We start from the raw sequence: 14,703 nt of genomic DNA, 5'->3' as shown, positions 1-14,703 counted from the left end.
TTGCCAGGCGGCATAATTTGCTTTTTAGCTTATTCACATATGAAAATTTCAAAGACTCTCTTCATCGGGATGGCCTTAAGCACGTCGCTCCTTTGCCCACTTCTTCAAGCTGAAGACCGCCAGCACAACGCGGACTCCTTCACTTGGAACCCAGAACTCTCTAAATCTGGTCCAGTCCTTATTACTGTGAGCTTAAAGACACAAACGGCCGCAGTTTATCGTAATGGTATTGAAATAGCCACGAGTGAAGTCAGTACAGGATTTGATGGTCATGAGACACCTACAGGAGTTTTCCACATCCTCAACAAGGACGCTGATCACCATTCAAAAACCTACGGAAATGCTTCCATGCCATTCTCCGAGCGCCTGACATGGGGCGGTGTGGCACTTCACGCCGGAGCTGTTCCGGGCTACCGCTCGTCACACGGCTGTATCCACCTTCCATACGAATTCTCAAAGCTACTTTTTGGGATCACCCACAACGGCACAACCGTGGTTGTTACAGACGAAAATCCAGATATTCATGTGAGTCATGGGCACAAGGTTCAACTTGCGAGCGGCGAAATCAGTAAATTCATCTGGCAGCCTGAACTCGCACCATCAGGCCCAGTCTCAATGATTTTCAGTAGGCAAGATAAGAAGCTCTACCTCATTCGCGATGGCGTCACCATTGGTGAATGCCCAGTGAAGACTAGCCTTTTTTCCAAACACACAAAAGGAACCGCAGCATTCTTGTTCAGTGGTTGGAAAATCGATGCCAAGGAAGGCACTCGGAGCTCTGCTTGGACTCAAGTCAGTGGCAACAGTGACCACCACACGGACACTCTTGATGAATGGATGAAGCTCGACCCAAATTTCCAACATATACTTCAAGGCGTACTCACGCCTGGCACTAATCTTGTAGTCACTAGCGAATCCGTCAATAAACCAATGGGCAAAGGGTTCCCTCTACTACAAGGACGTGTAGAAGAAGCTGAAGAAGTAAAAGACGCTAAGCCATAGCTGCATGCAACCAACCAATCTCGAAGAGCACCCAGAAGGCGGCAAATACAAGGAGGTTTTCCGCTCGATTCATAAGACCGACTCAGCGAGTCATGGTACACGAAGCTGTCTGACGCACATCTATTTTCAGTTAGAAAAGGGTGAAGTCAGCGCCTTCCATAAGGTAAGCAGCGAAGAAGTTTGGAATCTCTACCAAGGAGACGGGATTCGACTCTATCAGTGGGACGGCGAAAGCCAATCCATTGAAATCATTGAGCTCTCATCTGAAGCTGAACAATTTTGTCATGTTGTTCCAGCTCATTACTGGCAAGCCGCTGAGCCGTTGGGGGCAAAAGTCCTCGTCGGCTGTAGCGTGGCTCCAGGTTTTGAATTCGAGGACTTCACCCTCATTCACGACTGTTTAGGTCATGCTGAGTTATTAAAGAAAATACAACCTCAGTTAGGGTACCTCATCTAACATTCGATAAAGTGGTTCGCCATAAAAAGCTCTTTCATCCTAAGGTCGATAAGCTACTAAAAGCCACATGCCTACTGACACCTTAGAAGTACGCCCAAGTAATCGCGCAGGTTACGTCCTCAGCCTAGATGGCGAGGAACTAAAAATTCCGATTGGATGGGCCTTACTCAAACCTGGCGATGCAGCACTCTCAAGACGGATCAAAAAAGATGGTCCCACTTGGACTGTAAAAGAACCCAAGGGGCGCAAGCTATTCTCCAAAGGTATCTGGGCTCCATCTCAGCGTATCGATGCTCTCAAAATGGAGCTAGTGCAGGAGCGCGATGACCCATCCTATCAGAAAAAGTTAGACGCGGGCCGCGAACGCCGAGCAAAGGAACAAGAGCGCTACGTGCTAGAATTTACCGCAGCAATCCAACAATTCCTAAATTTCTCTTATCGTTACGACGAACTAGAGGACCAGCTCGCGGAGGCTGTCGCTGCACACGCAGTTCCAGTAGGCAGTGGCACAGTCGCTAGAACCCAACGTATTCCCATTGAACAACGTGCAGAATCCGCAGTCATCGCCTGGATGCGTCACCAGACAACAGCTTACGACGATATGGTAATTCCACGTGAAAAGGGTAAGCGCCGTGAAGTCCGCCAAATGCTAGCTAAACGTTCACGTAGTATTTTAGAAAAATATCGCAAAGAAGATGATATAGATCTCACGCATTGCCCCCTTTATAGGGCACTCAAGTGACGCTATTCAAACTCTAAGCGGCTTATCATTTCCCTCACACCTCAGGCCAGTTTCTCCATAGCTATTACTCTTGTACAGGAACTGCTAGCGCGGGTCGTACAGGCACAACTAATAATTCATCTTCATCGACCACTGCTTGTGCACGTGGTGCTATCCCCTCCTCTATGATTATCGTACGACTAGGGGTAAGGTTGTTATCACTTTGCTCTGTAGGCTCCTCTAACTGGCGCATACTCGGTGGAAGCTCCCTGAGATCTGGAACATCTACTTCCTCCTCAACTGGCACTGCTCGAGGTGAGTCTTCTGGTACCACTAAATCTTCCTCGACCAATACGGCTCGTGGAGCAGGTGGAGTATCGGGTAATTCCATCGCCTCTTCGATCACCATCGCACGACCAGGAAGCCCTAAATCATCTTGGTCAGGCAGAACTTCTGTCTCATCTTCCTCTACAATCATCGCCTTGACTGGAGGATTAATCCGGAACATCACATCCTCTTTGATCGGTTCAAAAAAGCTTTTCACCATAGGAGCAGCCTTGCTACCACCACTGACTTTTTCACCTGGGCGACCTTCGTACACCATAGCAAAAGCATACTTGGGATTTTCGATTGGGAAGAAACCCGTGAACCAACCGAGGTTTTGCTCCTTCTCTTTCGGCCCCCACTGAGCAGTACCTGTTTTACCACTTACTGTCGTGTAACTCAAGTAGGCGCGCTTACCTGTACCAGCGGGATCGTTAACTACTCGCATCAAGCCTTCTTGAACTGTCACCACATCTTCAGGGAGCATGTTAAGAAGCTGTCTAGGCTCTTCTCTATTGTACTTGATAATCCGCCCATTGGCATCTTGCACTTGGCGCACAAGTTGTAGCTTCGGGAGCCTACCTCCATTCGCTATACCAGCCATTCCTTGAGCAACCTGCAAAGGTGTGGCCAGAAGCATTCCCTGACCAATTGACATATTCGCGGTGTCACCATCTGTCATTCGGCGCCCCTCTTTCTTCATCATGTATGCGTCATCGGGCAATCTACCTGGACGTTCACCGACAAGCGGGAGACCAGACTTCTTTCCATATCCTAACTGCGCTGCAGTTTTGACAATATTCTCAGGGCGTGTAGCAATACCCACTTGAATGAAAAATGGGTTATTGGAACGGTAAAGCCCTTTCACTACATTCATGTAGCCCTCAGGTTTTTTAGACCAGTTCCACATTTGGTGTCTGCCTAGCTGAATAAATGCAGGTGTGTTAATCTCCGTATAGCGATCAATCACGCGATTCTGCAATGCGGAAAGTGCAACCACAGCCTTGAAAGTAGATGCTGGCGGATATTCTGCTTGGTAAGCTCGAGCGAAGAGAGGTGAATCCTCGTTTTCACGTAACGTTTTATAATCATCGGTGCTGATAAATGGCACAAATGTATTCAAATCATAGGATGGCAATGAAGCCATGGCTACCAGTTCCCCAGTGCGAACGTCTATAATCACGAGGGCTCCACGGTGCGCATGCTCATTGAGAACTGATTCTGCACGCTTCTGCCACTCTAGATCTAGTGTTGTCACCACTGAGCCCCCTTGGCGCGGTGCACGCTTTTGCTCACGGAGAACTTCTGCTCCCGAGGAATCGTATTGGAGCTTTAGTAAACCAGGGACTCCGGTAAGTTCCTCGTCGTAAAGTTTTTCGAAACCCGCACGCCCTTCAGTATACTCAAAGATCGGGTCACCGTAGTTGATTGGCCCCTTTTCGAGCTTCCCTTTGCTACCGACATAGCCAATCAAATGCGCTGCCGCGTCATTCTGAGGGTAATACCGTTGGTAGATAGGATGAAGAATCAGTCCATCGATAAGTTTCGGCTCAAGTAACTCTTTTCGCTCAGCTTCAACAACGTGTGTAAATGATAGTGGCAACCAGCGCCTCTGACGATAGTGCTGCCATAGCTCCTCATCTTTAACTTCCCAGTTAATCTCAAAAACCTCATTCGCCTTGGTGATTCGCTCACGTGCCCAAGCGACCACGAATTCCTTATCGGCATTGGCAAACTGCTGATACTGAAGAGAAGGATACCAAACTACTTTATTCTGCGCCAATGGATTACCATGCCGGTCAAGGATCTGACCACGCAGGGCTGGTATCGACAGCGTCATCGTCCGGGCATCAGGACGCGTGTAAATGTCAGCCTGATCCGCCGACCTATGGACTGGCGCATCAAGCTCAGAAATAGCTTCCGTATCACCCTTAGTGTCGACTGTTAGTCTAGGATCGCCCTCATTGGGTGCAGCCGCAGGTTTTGTAACTTCTGAGTTCTTATCTTCCTGCTGCTCTGACTTTTTATTAAGTTGAGCCTCCAGAGCGCGTAGACCCTCAGACCGCTGAGCCTGGATTACGCTAGAAACAAGCAGAGAACCAAGAACGACCTTCACTACAATAGAAGGCATCCGGTATTTAGTACTCTGAAATTGTTTCACTAATGTATATCTATAATACTTTCACTCATGGGCACAACCCTGAGCTAAAGAAAAGTAAGAGAGCTAAATCAATAGCTCTCGATTCTGCCGTGGATAACTTATAGTGTGATGCCTAGCAGTTCAGGCGTAGCTTCGCGTGGACGAGCAGTGAGAATGTCCGGACCATGTAGACCCACACATACGGTGTGCTCAAAATGGGCGGAATACTTTTTATCACCAGTGATCACTGTCCAGCCATCATCTAGGATGCGTACGCGTGGAGTACCACCATTGATCATTGGTTCTACTGCGAGCACCATGCCCTCCTTAAGACGAGGTGTACGTCCATACGGACGGTAATTAGGAACCGCTGGTTCTTCGTGCAGCTCTTTGCCAACACCATGACCAACGAATTCTTTCACCACTCCCAAGCCAAATGGCTTCACGTATTCTGCCACCGCACCGCAGAGATCTGCGAGAGATTCCCCTTCTTTAGCAAACGCAAGAGCCTCGTAAAGTGATTGCTCAGTGACAGCAAGAAGCCTCTTCACTTCATCAGTGACATTACCCACGGGAACCGTAGTTGCATTGTCACCAATCCAGCCATTTTTGACCACGCCGATATCAATGCTGATTACATCTCCATCTTTGATAATTCGATCTGAACCGATGCCGTGCACCACTTCTTCGTTAGGCGAAATGCAGATATTCCCAGGGAATCCACGGTAGCCGAGAAAGGCTGAAATACAGTCACGCTCTTTGATGAGCTCTGCAGCATAAAGGTCGACCTCTTTCGTGGTCTTCCCAGCTTCAATAAATTTTGCTGTGGCTTGAAGAATCTCGCTAGCAGTTTCACAAGCGACACGCATTTCTTTAATGTCCTGCGGAGACTTAATTGGGATCTTGTTCTTGTTTGGTTTACGTTTAGCCATGAGAAAATAAGGTGAGTTGTTTCTGAATCAGGATTTAGCGAGTTGAGTACCCATACTGAAAATGGCATCTCAATTTAATGATTCTATAGGAAGGTATTTAGCGTTGAAGGTGTTGTTCTATAATAGCAAACACCTCGTTAGGTGAGCGTGAACCATCGACAGCGAGTAACTTACCTTGTGCCGCATAGTAGTCAAATAATGGTTGCGTGAACTCACGATAGTTCGCGTAGCGTCTACGAAAATTTTCTAAATCGTCATCAGCACGTGACACCAACTCGCCTCCGCACTCAGGACACTTCTCGTCAGACCCTGCCGATACTGACACTGTAGCACCACACTGAGAACACTCGCGGCGACCAGCTATGCGATGTTCAAGAAGCGCCTCCGGCACGTCGAGCGCAATCGCTAATGTCGGAGCCTGAAACGATGGGTCAGATTCGAGAGCTTGTGCTTGGACGAGAGTGCGCGGAAAACCGTCGAGTAACCAGCCAGATTCATCATGTTCAGCGATCCAGTTAGCGACCATTTTCATGATCAATGGGTCTGGCACATATGCACCACTGTTGAGATATACTTCCACCTCAACACCGATCTCTGAGCCAGACTCCACTTCACGGCGCAGCAAGTTGCCTGTACTCAGCGCTGAAACGCCGAGTAACTTCTGGATGCGTAAGCTTTGAGTTCCTTTACCCGAAGCAGGTGGCCCCATTAGAATGATTCGATGCATGAATGAAGTATTCAGTTGGTAGTGAAAGTTAGCAGTGTTTCAGAGAAGGTGAACGTCTCTATCCTCTTACTTGATTAGTTTGTGAATAAAATGGCCGCTGGTGAGTAATACACAGCGGCCATACGTAAATTGATCTATGGGATGTAATCTATCCTTTGAAGGAGAGAGCGACGATACCGAGAATGAAGAGCACTGCGACTATGACGAGAAGGTAGAGCATGTTGTTGCTCGGACGTGCAGCCATCTGCTTGTTACGGCGATCAACGGCACCCTTGAGCTTACCTTGACGGAGGAAACCATCGTAGTTGCGCTGAAGAAGCTGAGTTTCTACCTGACGCATGATGTCGAGGATCACACCCACCATAATGAGGAGGGAGGTACCACCGAAGAAGCCTGTGACCATCTGGTTGAGCTCTGGAGCTCCGAAAAGACGTGGCATCTGTGACACCACGAATGGAAGTGCGAAGATGATCGTAAGGAATATTGCACCAGCAAAGGTGAGACGAGTCATCGTGAAATCGAGGAACTTTGCAGTTGGTTCACCTGGACGGATACCAGGAACATAACCACCACTTCGCTTGAGGTTCTCGGCGATCTCTGACGGCTGGAACATTGTTGCTACCCAGAAGTAAGAGAAGAAGAAGATCATCACGCCAGCTATCACGTAGTACCAAGGGCTGTTGAATGCGAGAATGTTGTTCAGAGCTAGTGCCCAGTCGGCAGTTGGGAACATCTGGTTGGCAATCATCGTCGGGATACCAAGAATCGCAGTAGCGAAGATGATTGGCATCACGTTCGCGTAGTTAAGCTTGAGTGGGAGATACTGAGTCTGACCACCGTACTGCTTGCGACCCACCACACGCTTAGCGTACTGGATAGCAATTCTGCGTTGTGCCTGAGTGATCGCAATCGTAGCTGCAGTCACAAAGATTAGGAAAGCGAAGAGAAACACCACGAATGCTGCACCTGCAGGGCCACCGCCACTGATCATTGACTTCCAGAGAAGCGCGAGCGCTGTAGGAAGTGAGGAGATGATGTTCACCGTGATGATGATAGAAGTACCGTTACCGATACCCTTCTCAGTCATTTGGTCACCAATCCACATTAGAAGGAGTGTGCCTGTTACCACAGAAAGTGTGAAAATAGGTATGAAAGTCCAAGTAGCATCTGGTGTGAGATTGCCAATTTGACTAATCCCTTGGAAGAATGGAAGTGACTCAGGGTTTGTTGAGACCTGACGCGCAAGGAAACCACCCTGCACAGTAGCAATGATGATTGTGATGAAACGCGTGTACTGATTGATCTTCTGTCGTCCACCGTCTTCACGTGAAAGCTTAGCGAGCTTTGGCATGACCGCGGTCATAAGCTGCATTAGGATCGATGCCGAAATATAAGGCATAATACCAAGAGCAAAGATACCGAGCTTCTGGAGCCCTCCACCGGAGAAAATCGTTGCCATGGTGTCGAGCAAGCCGTTATCACTACCACCTTTTTCAGCGATAGACTTCATGTGAGCATCGATCACACCAGCATCAACGCCAGGCAGTGAGATGTGCACACCAAGACGGACAATAACGATCATCACCAGTACATAGATGATGCGTTCACGTAGTTCGGCTACTTTCCAAGTATTCGCAAATGCGGAAATCATAATTTAGTTAGATTGAGGCGGGAGGCTATATAAAGAAGTGAGGAAGCGCGCAAGCGCTTCCTCACTAAAAGTTCAAAATAGCTTAATAAAGCTAGTTTTAAAATCGAAATGCTTAAGCAGCGGTGCCGCCAGCTTTTTCGATTTTTTCCTTAGCTGAAGCACTGAGTGCGTCTACAGAAACCGTGAGCTTTTTGCTGAGGTCGCCGTTACCAAGGACTTTGATCTGGTCGAAAGCGCCTTTTACAAGACCTTTAGCACGAAGTGATTCTTCGTTCACTGTGTCACCTTCTTCGAAGAATTTCTGGAGGTGAGCAGTGTTGATGACAACAACTTTGTCCGCGAAACGAACGTTGTTGAAACCACGCTTAGGAAGACGACGGTGAATAGGCATTTGACCACCTTCGAAACCAACGCGTACGCCGGATCCTGAGCGAGCCTTTTGACCCTTGTGACCTTTACCGGATGTTTTACCGAGGCCGGAGCTTTCACCCTTACCAAGGCGCTTAATGCGATGCTTGGAACCTGGGTTAGTTTTGAGATTGTGAAGATTCATTATCTTAAATTTCTATGGTTTGTAAAAGCAGCCGCTCTGAAATGCAGCGACTACTTCTGATTAACTTAGAGAGACTTCTGCTTGAACTTACCACGTGAGCTAAGCACTTCTTCGCGAGTGCGAAGCTGAGCAAGAGCTGCAACAGTAGCTTTCACTACGTTTGCGTGGTTGTTTGAGCCGAGTGACTTACCAAGGACGTTGTGAATACCGACTGCTTCACAGACTGCACGCACACCACCACCAGCAATAACACCAGTACCTGGGCAAGCTGGCTTAAGGAGAACCTTACCGCCGCCGAACTCAGCGTATGTTTCATGTGGGATAGTTCCGTCAACGATAGCGTAACGCTTAACATCGCGCTTAGCACACTCAGATGCCTTGCGGATACAATCGATAACTTCGTTTGCTTTACCGAAACCTACACCAACACGACCTTCGTGTGTGCCGGAGACCATAAGTGCGGAAAAGGAGAAACGACGACCACCTTTTACCACTTTAGCACAGCGGTTGATGAATACGACTTTCTCTACGAGTTCAACACCGTCTTCGGTAGTTGGCTTTGGAGGAGCTTGGCGCTGTGGACGCTCACGGCGACCACCTTTGCCACCACGGCCACCTTGGCCGCCTTGACCACCACGGCCACCTTGACCGCCGCGACCACCACGATCTTGCGTTGGGGCTCCAGCAGGAGCAGCTTTTGCTTCTGCAGGTTTTGCTTCTGCGTTTTCTTTATTTTCAGACATTGTTCGTGATGATTAGAATTTGAGGCCTGCTTCACGTGCTGCTTCAGCAAGTGCTTTAACTTTACCGTGGAAGAGGTGACCACCGCGGTCGAAAACGACTGCTTCGAGGTTCTTTTCCTTGGCGCGCTCTGCGATGAGAGTACCGACCTGTGCTGCAGTTGCAACATTAGAAGCTGCGCTCTCAACAGACTTGTCGAGAGAAGAAGCAGCAGTGAGTGTATTACCAGCAACGTCGTCGATCACCTGCACGTAGATGTGCTGGTTAGAATAGTTGATTGCAAGACGTGGACGCTCTGCGGTACCGGCTACCTTTTTACGGATACGGCTGTGAATGCGCTGGCGTACTGATTTACGATTGAGTTTGCTCATTGTATGAATTCAGTTTGAGATGATTAAATTGGTTCGTTTATTACTTACCAACAGACTTACCAGCCTTACGACGAACGTATTCACCAACGTAGCGAATACCCTTACCTTTGTACGGCTCAGGCTTGTAGTATGCGCGAACTTCAGCCGCGAACTGTCCTACTTCCTGCTTATCGATACCTTCAACCTTTACCTTAGTGGTTCCATCAACAGTAACTGTGAGGCCTTCTGGGATCGGGTGGAGGATTGGGTGAGATTTACCGAGGCTTAGGTCAAGCGCTTTGCCTGCGACCTTTGCACGGAAACCAACACCGATGATTTCAAGATCTTTAACGTATCCTGTAGATACACCAATGATCATGTTATTAACGAGGGAGCGAGCTGTACCGTGAAGGGCACGTACTTGGCGGCTCTCGTTAGCGCGTGTGATTGTTACTTCTCCCTCTTCCTGTGAGAAGCCGATGCCCTCTGGAAGTTGGAAGTCGAGCTTCCCTTTAGGGCCTTCAACAACAACGAGACCATTTGCCTCTGTTACTGTGACCTTCTCAGGAAGTGTGATTGATTTGAGTCCTACTCTTGACATTTTTTTACTTAAGTTAGGGTTACCAAATGTTGGCGAGATGCTCGCCACCAATGTTTGCCTTCTTGGCTGCAGCACCTGTCATAAGACCTTTAGAGGTCGAAACGATTGAGATACCGAGACCATTAAGGACACGTGGGACTTCACCTGCACCAACGTACTGACGGAGACCAGGCTTGGAAACACGCTTTAAGTTAGTGATAACTGCTTTACCTGTGTCCGAGTACTTGACTGTAACAACGATGGTCTTTTGGGTACCTTCGCCAGAAACTTCGAACTTCCAGACATAACCTTCTTCAACAAGGATAGCTGCGATAGCCTCCTTCATTTTGCTGTAAGGTGCGGAGAATGATTCATTGCCAGCTGAAGAAGCATTCTTCAGACGAGTAAGAAAATCGGAAATTGGGTCGCTAAGAACTGCCATAATATTTTTCCTTTTATATAAAATTAATGATTAGTGGAATTAGACTGCTGCTTCTTCCTTCTTGGCGTTCTCACGGAACGGCATACCGAGAGCGCGTAGAAGCGCACGGCCTGGCTCATCTGTAGTTGCAGTCGTCACAAAAATAAGATCGAAACCGATCTGACGTTTGATCTGATCAATCTCAACTTCCGGGAAAATGGACTGGTCTGCGATACCTACTGCGTAGTTACCTTTACCATCGAAACTCTTAGGTGAAATACCACGGAAATCTCGGATGTTTGGAGCAGTAACGTGAATGAAGCGGTCGAGGAATTCCCACATGTGTGCTCCACGAAGTGTAACACGGGCTCCTACTGCTTCACCTTCACGGACTTTAAAGTTAGCGACGGACTTACGAGCGTAAGAAACACTTGGCTTTTGGCCAGTGATCTTAGCAATCTCTTCGACTGCGTCTTCTACAGCCTGTTTGCGGTCAGATGCGCCACCACAGTGTGTGGTAACAACGATCTTCTCCAAACGAGGCACCTGGTGAGGGTTAGTGCACTTGAGCTCTTCTTTGAGAGCTGGCACTACCTTCTCCTGATAGTATGTTTGCATTGTTGGTTTCATAATTTGCGGGTCAGCTTGTTAATTCTGAATGCTTAGCTTAAGCGCTACCGTTCTCTTCATAAATGCTATGCAAATACGAAGGCGGGCGGGGGCTTTAACCCATCCCTCCGCGTTCGACAAGCGGAAAGCGAGAATTACGCACATTTTTTTCACCTAAACTCAGACAGATCACATAAACTAGAAGCTTCACAACAAGAGATGAACCAACCTCATACAGCATGTGACCATTTTGGGACCTATTGATTTTCGAAAAAAACTTGATCACATCACCAACCCACCCTAAGGAGACCGCGAACTGAGTTCTTAAGGCGTAATTGCCCCCGAATTCTCCCCAACACACTACAATTACACATATGAAAAAAGCAATCACCCTAGCCTTGGCTGGACTTAGCACCACTGCATTTGGCGCTAACCTCATCGGCAACAGCGGGTTTGAAATCGCACCTACAGGCACACCAGCTAAAACCTATGGAGCATTTATAGCCCAATACAACGAAGGCGACGTCGACTCTTGGGAAACTACTGCCACTGATGGTCTTATCGAACTTTGGAATTCTGACACCGAGGGTGTAGACTTCGACGTAGTAGCTTATGAAGGCAACACCTTTGCCGAAATCAACGCAACACAAGAAGCCACCCTCTTTCAAGACGTAGTGATCGGCGCAGGCATAGGAGTCGACTACCTCTTCGCTCATCGCGGCAGAAATGGTGAAGACACAATGCTTTTCACAATCGATTACTTAGGCGAGAATGGTAATGACGCAGCTGTTGAAGCATACAGCCTACAAGTCACTAGCGACAACGACGCCTGGAGAGTTCACTACGGCAACGAGGTATTCACCACCACTACTGAAACCGCCGGCGTATACCGCTTCAGCTATCAAGCCGTGTCCACATCCGGCGGCAACCTCAAGGAAGGCAACTTCCTCGATGCATTCGCATCTGGCGAAGGCGTAGCAGACGACTATCCTGGCACTGGCTCATTCGTAGCCGTTCCTGAGCCATCTTCTTCAGCTCTACTCATCCTCTCATCCACAGCATTCCTTGCACGCCGTAAGCGCAAGTAATCAATTAACACTTTAACTAGTAGTCTAGTTCTAAAAAGCCTTCGCAGAGTTTCTGCGAAGGCTTTTTTATTTACGCCCAAGCAACGCCCCATCCCACATAAATACTAGTCAACGTATCACCACACTCAACACAGCCAGAGTGATCAACGAAACACCAATCTCCCCATCAAGACTGACACCAACAACCCACGGACAACAGTATGCAATGGACTCGGCGAAACTCAAGCCCCCCTCACTCAACAATAATAAAAAAGCGGCCGACGAAATTAATCGTCGGCCGCTTTGTTTGAAATCTAAGAATCAGAGAAATTACTTAGCGTTACGCTCAGCAGCTTCTTTAATCACCTGCTCAGAAACGTTCTTAGGACATGGTGCGTAGTGGGAGAACTCCATGGAGAACTGACCACGACCAGATGTCATTGTACGAAGGTCACCGATGTAACCGAACATTTCAGAAAGGGAAGCTTCAGCCTTGATACGAACAACACCAGATGGAGTTGTGTCTTGTGACTGAATCATTCCACGGCGACGGTTAAGATCACCGATCACATCACCGACTTTTTCTTCTGGAGTGAAAACGTCGAGCTTCATGATTGGCTCAAGAATTTGCGGACCAGCCTTAGGAATGGATGCACGGTATGCAGCTCTTGCTGCGATCTCGAATGCTACTGCAGAGGAGTCAACTGCGTGACAACCACCATCAGTAAGAGTAACCTTAACATCTTCCATTGGGTAGCCAGCGAGAACACCTGCAACCATGGATGTACGGAAGCCCTTCTCAACAGCTGGGAAGAATTCCTTAGGAACGTTACCACCAACCACTGTGGACTCGAATACGAAACCTTCACCTGGCTCACCCGGCTCGATTGTGTAATCAATCTTACCGTACTGACCAGAACCACCAGACTGCTTCTTGTGTGTGTAGGAATCAGAAATTGTCTTAGTGATGGACTCACGGTAAGCAACCTGAGGAGCACCAACGGTAACTTCTACTTTGTGCGTACGCTTGAGGATATCCACCTTAATGTCGAGGTGAAGCTCACCCATTCCCTTAAGGATTGTCTCACCAGTTTCTTCGTCAGTCTCAACGATGAATGTCGGATCTTCTTTAACCATCTTACCGATAGCTATGCCCATCTTCTCAGCATTCGCATTATCAACAGGCTTTACTGCGATAGAGATAACTGGTTCAGGGAACACCATTGGCTCGAGAGTCGCTGGGAACTTAGGATCACAAAGCGTGTGACCTGTTTGAGTATTTTTAAGACCTACAAGAGCAATAATGTCACCCGCTTGAGCTGAGTCGAGCTCAGTACGGTCATCTGCGTGCATCTCTACGAGACGGCCTACGCGCTCAGTCTTACCAGTGAAGGTATTAAGAACTGTATCGCCCTTATTGAGGACACCAGAATAGATACGCGTGAATGTAAGCGCTCCGAACTTGTCGTCCATGATCTTGAAAGCAAGTGCACGAAGTGGTCTATCAGTAGAAACGATAGCGAATTCGCCAGTTTCATTACCTTCTGGATCCACTTCAGGCTGAGGTTTAACCTCAGTAGGGCTAGGAAGGTAGTCAACTACACCGTCAAGCACGTTTTGCACACCCTTGTTTTTGAAGGAAGAACCACAGTAAGTAGGGAAGAAATCGAGAGCGATAGTTCCCTTACGGATACAACGCTTAATATCTTCGATGCTTGGCTCATTACCTTCAAGGTATTCCATCATGAGTTCATCGTCTTGCTCAACGGCAGTTTCGATAAGTTGCGCGCGGTACTCCTCAACCTTGTCAACCATGTCAGCCGGCACGTCTTGAATCTCGTAATTTTCAGGCTTACCTGAGTCATCCCAAACCCACGCCTTGCGTGTAAGAAGGTCAACAACACCAACAAAATCATTCTCAATACCAATAGGTAGAACCATGATAAGTGGCACAGCGCCAAGAATTTCTTTCACCTGAGCTGACACACGGTAGAAGTCACCACCTGTACGGTCGAGCTTGTTGATGTAGATAACACGTGCAACACCAGACTCATCAGCATAACGCCAGTTAGTCTCGGACTGAGGCTCAACGCCGCCGGATGCACAGAATACACCTACACCACCATCGAGAACTTTAAGGGAACGGTATACTTCAACAGTGAAGTCAACGTGACCTGGAGTATCAATGATATTGAAGCGGTGACCATCCCAGAAACAAGTTGTTGCAGCTGACTGAATGGTGATACCACGCTCAGCTTCTTGTTCCATGAAGTCAGTAGTGGATTCACCATCGTGAACCTCACCAATCTTATGGATTTTACCTGTAAGGGACAGGATACGCTCTGTTGTAGTGGTCTTACCCGCATCAACGTGCGCGAAGATTCCGATGTTTCTGTATTTGGATAGATCTTTAGCCATATGAATGGTC

At 48.1% G+C, this 14,703-nt stretch carries 15 protein-coding genes; 4 read left to right on the top strand and 11 right to left on the bottom strand.

The genetic code is table 11. From position 1 onward, the window contains the following. Positions 1-39 precede the first annotated feature (39 nt). The 3 genes from ACSHX2_RS01055 (at position 40) to ACSHX2_RS01045 (ending at position 2,201) form a co-directional block, all read left to right on the top strand. Positions 40-1,002 carry a L,D-transpeptidase family protein gene (locus tag ACSHX2_RS01055; RefSeq protein WP_435689727.1) on the top strand — a complete coding sequence of 321 codons (963 nt, stop codon included), beginning with the start codon at positions 40-42 and terminating at the stop codon, positions 1,000-1,002. A gap of 4 nt (positions 1,003-1,006) precedes the next feature. Continuing rightward, positions 1,007-1,459, top strand: a complete 453-nt coding sequence (locus ACSHX2_RS01050; RefSeq protein WP_435689725.1) for a cupin domain-containing protein — start codon at positions 1,007-1,009, stop codon at positions 1,457-1,459. Between the two features lie 67 nt (positions 1,460-1,526). Continuing rightward, entirely contained in the window at positions 1,527-2,201 is a 675-nt protein-coding gene (locus ACSHX2_RS01045; RefSeq protein WP_435689723.1) for a DUF2293 domain-containing protein, read from the top strand. A gap of 64 nt (positions 2,202-2,265) precedes the next feature. Here ACSHX2_RS01045 and ACSHX2_RS01040 read toward each other — a convergent pair whose 3' ends face one another. The 10 genes from ACSHX2_RS01040 to rplE all read right to left on the bottom strand — a co-directional run bounded on the left by ACSHX2_RS01040 (position 2,266) and on the right by rplE (position 11,229). Continuing rightward, the gene (locus ACSHX2_RS01040) at positions 2,266-4,635 is read right to left on the bottom strand and encodes a peptidoglycan D,D-transpeptidase FtsI family protein (RefSeq protein ID WP_435689721.1); all 2,370 of its coding nucleotides are present in this window, start codon (positions 4,633-4,635) and stop codon (positions 2,266-2,268) included. Between the two features lie 128 nt (positions 4,636-4,763). Beyond that, positions 4,764-5,576 carry a type I methionyl aminopeptidase gene (map, locus tag ACSHX2_RS01035; protein ID WP_435689719.1) on the bottom strand — a complete coding sequence of 271 codons (813 nt, stop codon included), beginning with the start codon at positions 5,574-5,576 and terminating at the stop codon, positions 4,764-4,766. A gap of 97 nt (positions 5,577-5,673) precedes the next feature. Continuing rightward, positions 5,674-6,303, bottom strand: coding sequence for an adenylate kinase family protein (locus tag ACSHX2_RS01030; protein WP_435689717.1), 630 nt, complete (start codon positions 6,301-6,303; stop codon positions 5,674-5,676). A gap of 148 nt (positions 6,304-6,451) precedes the next feature. Beyond that, the gene (gene secY / locus ACSHX2_RS01025; protein WP_435689715.1) at positions 6,452-7,954 is read right to left on the bottom strand and encodes a preprotein translocase subunit SecY; all 1,503 of its coding nucleotides are present in this window, start codon (positions 7,952-7,954) and stop codon (positions 6,452-6,454) included. 112 nt (positions 7,955-8,066) lie between these two features. Beyond that, the gene (gene rplO / locus ACSHX2_RS01020; RefSeq protein WP_435689713.1) at positions 8,067-8,507 is read right to left on the bottom strand and encodes a 50S ribosomal protein L15; all 441 of its coding nucleotides are present in this window, start codon (positions 8,505-8,507) and stop codon (positions 8,067-8,069) included. 65 nt (positions 8,508-8,572) lie between these two features. Then, entirely contained in the window at positions 8,573-9,250 is a 678-nt protein-coding gene (gene rpsE / locus ACSHX2_RS01015; RefSeq protein ID WP_435689711.1) for a 30S ribosomal protein S5, read from the bottom strand. A 12-nt stretch (positions 9,251-9,262) separates the two neighbouring features. Further along, entirely contained in the window at positions 9,263-9,619 is a 357-nt protein-coding gene (rplR, locus tag ACSHX2_RS01010) for a 50S ribosomal protein L18 (protein ID WP_435689709.1), read from the bottom strand. Positions 9,620-9,659: 40 nt separating this feature from the next. Further along, a complete protein-coding gene (rplF, locus tag ACSHX2_RS01005; RefSeq protein WP_435689707.1) occupies positions 9,660-10,199 on the bottom strand; it encodes a 50S ribosomal protein L6 in 540 nt (179 codons plus the stop codon). Positions 10,200-10,218: 19 nt separating this feature from the next. Beyond that, on the bottom strand, positions 10,219-10,620 hold the full coding sequence (rpsH, locus tag ACSHX2_RS01000) for a 30S ribosomal protein S8 (protein ID WP_435689705.1): 402 nt from the start codon (positions 10,618-10,620) through the stop codon (positions 10,219-10,221). A gap of 39 nt (positions 10,621-10,659) precedes the next feature. After that, positions 10,660-11,229, bottom strand: coding sequence for a 50S ribosomal protein L5 (gene rplE, locus ACSHX2_RS00995; protein ID WP_435689703.1), 570 nt, complete (start codon positions 11,227-11,229; stop codon positions 10,660-10,662). A gap of 353 nt (positions 11,230-11,582) precedes the next feature. Here rplE and ACSHX2_RS00990 point away from each other — a divergent pair, with 353 nt between their 5' ends. Next, complete coding sequence (locus ACSHX2_RS00990) at positions 11,583-12,296, top strand: PEP-CTERM sorting domain-containing protein (protein WP_435689701.1); 714 nt, start codon at positions 11,583-11,585, stop codon at positions 12,294-12,296. Between the two features lie 309 nt (positions 12,297-12,605). Here ACSHX2_RS00990 and fusA read toward each other — a convergent pair whose 3' ends face one another. Beyond that, on the bottom strand, positions 12,606-14,693 hold the full coding sequence (fusA, locus tag ACSHX2_RS00985) for an elongation factor G (RefSeq protein ID WP_435689699.1): 2,088 nt from the start codon (positions 14,691-14,693) through the stop codon (positions 12,606-12,608). Positions 14,694-14,703 lie beyond the last annotated feature (10 nt).

This window comes from Rubritalea sp., assembly GCF_051252225.1.
GTDB lineage: Bacteria > Verrucomicrobiota > Verrucomicrobiia > Verrucomicrobiales > Akkermansiaceae > Rubritalea.
Note: the sequence above shows the minus strand (reverse complement) of the source record. Positions and strands in the feature narration are given on the sequence as shown.